Annotated in this window: 2 protein-coding genes; one reads left to right on the top strand and one right to left on the bottom strand. The window is 66.9% G+C overall.

Features of this window, described 5'->3' with window-relative positions:
• Positions 1–59 precede the first annotated feature (59 nt).
• Positions 60–785 (bottom strand): SDR family oxidoreductase, encoded by a 726-nt coding sequence (locus QRO93_RS21410; RefSeq protein ID WP_053449408.1) that lies wholly within the window; start codon positions 783–785, stop codon positions 60–62.
• A gap of 118 nt (positions 786–903) precedes the next feature.
• Between QRO93_RS21410 and QRO93_RS21405 the strand changes: the two genes are divergently transcribed.
• Positions 904–1,794: a LysR family transcriptional regulator gene (locus QRO93_RS21405; protein ID WP_180879854.1), complete on the top strand. Its 891-nt coding sequence runs from the start codon at positions 904–906 to the stop codon at positions 1,792–1,794.
• Positions 1,795–1,801 lie beyond the last annotated feature (7 nt).

Here is a 1,801-nt window from a genome sequence, read left to right as displayed (position 1 = left end):
CCCGACTCTACAGAAGGCGGTCGAGCAAGCTCGACCTCTACCAGAGCGGAATGCCCGGCTCACACCGTCGCCGTCGGCCGCACCACGATTTCATTCACGTCCACGTCCGCAGGCTGCTCGATTGCAAATCTTACGGCGCGGCCGATCGCATCCGGTTGCAGGGCGATCGCGCGGTAGCCGACCATCATCTCGGCGGCGGCCGGATCGGTGATGCTGTCGGCCAGCTCGCTTTCCACTACGCCAGGATGGATGCAGGTCACCCGTAGCTCGCGGTGCTCCTGCCGCAGGCCGTCGGAAATCGCGCGCACCGCATACTTGGTCGCGCAGTAGACCGCTGCGGTCGGCACCACCGACAGTGCGCCGACCGAGGCGATGTTGATGATCTGGCCGCTGCGCTGGGCGATCATGCCGGGCAGCACGGCAGCGATGCCGTACAGCACGCCACGGATGTTCACGTCGATCATCCGGTCCCATTCCTCCACCTTCAGCGAGCCCATCAGCGACAGTGGCATCACGCCGGCATTGTTGACGATGACGTCGATTGCGCGGAAGCGTTGCCGGGCGGCTTCGGCGAAGGCCTCCACCTGCGCGCGCCGGGTCACGTCCAGGGCATGCACCAGCACCTCGGCCCCCTGCTGGCGCAGCTCGTCGGCCAGCACCTGCAGACGATCCACGCGGCGTGCACCCAGTACCAGGCGTGCCCCGGGTTGCGCGAGGGAACGGGCGATGCCGGCGCCGATGCCGCTGGAGGCGCCGGTGATCAGGATGGTTCGGGAAGGGGTCATGGCGGTGTCTCTGAAGGGTAGGGAGTGCCGGGGTGTGCCCGGCATTGCCACGGTAGACGGCGAACCTTGTCGCGATAAGATGGCGACTGCTGATCACCTTGTTCAGAGTTGCTAACCAATGGCCATCGATCTCAACGCTCTGGGGGTGTTCCAGCGGGTGGCTGACTGTCGCAGCTTCACCGCCGCCGCCGAGCAACTCGGCGTGACCCGTTCGGCGGTCAGCCAGACCATCGCCAAGCTGGAGCAGTCGCTGGGTGTAGCCCTGGTGCTGCGCACGACCCGCAGCGTCAGCCTCACCGATGCCGGGCAGGCACTGCTGGTATCGGTCAGCCCTGCGCTGGCGGAACTGGGCGATGCGCTGGAGGCCAGCGTGCGCCGGCAGTCCGCCGTGTCCGGACAACTGCGGCTTGCCGTGTCCTCCATTGCCGAGGCGTTCCTGGCCGGCCCGATGCTGGCTGGTTTCGCCGCGCGCTATCCGGCGTTGCAGCTGGACATCACCGTGACCGATGAAGCGTTCGATATCGTCGGCGCGGGATTCGATGCAGGCGTGCGTCTGGGCGAGGTCATTGCCCAGGACATGGTCGCGGTGCCGGTATCGGCGCGGCAGCGCCAATTGGTGGTGTGCTCGCCGGGCTATCGTGATGCCCATGCGCTTCCGGCGCACCCACGGGAACTGGCCAGCCATCGCTGTATCGGTTGGCGCAGTGCGCCGGGCAGGGCGCCCTATCGCTGGGAGTTCGAAGAGCGGGGCCGCGAGTTCAGTGTCGATGTGCAGCCGGAAATCACCAGCAACGACATGGGGGTGATGGTCAGGCTGGCCTTGGCCGGCGCAGGCCTGGCCATCGGCATGGAAGACACCTGGCGGCCGTGGCTGCAACGCGGCGAGCTGGTGTCCGTGCTGGACGCGTATTGCCCGCGGTTTGCCGGCTTTTTCCTGTATTACCCCAGTCGTCGGCAGGCCGAGCCGAAACTACGCGCGCTGGTCGGGCACGTGCTGTCCGAACTGTAGAGTCGAG

The sequence above is a fragment of the Stenotrophomonas maltophilia group sp. Smal17 genome (genome assembly GCF_030237045.1).
Lineage (GTDB): Bacteria > Pseudomonadota > Gammaproteobacteria > Xanthomonadales > Xanthomonadaceae > Stenotrophomonas > Stenotrophomonas forensis.
The sequence above is the reverse complement of the archived record's forward strand: the minus strand, read 5'-3'. Positions and strand labels throughout refer to the sequence as shown.

Excerpts from the sequence above, each read along its gene's own strand:
- QRO93_RS21410 (WP_053449408.1), bottom strand. The coding sequence starts at position 785 with ATGACCCCTTCCCGAACCATCCTGATCACCGGCGCCTCCAGCGGCATC.
- QRO93_RS21405 (WP_180879854.1), top strand. The coding sequence starts at position 904 with ATGGCCATCGATCTCAACGCTCTGGGGGTGTTCCAGCGGGTGGCTGAC.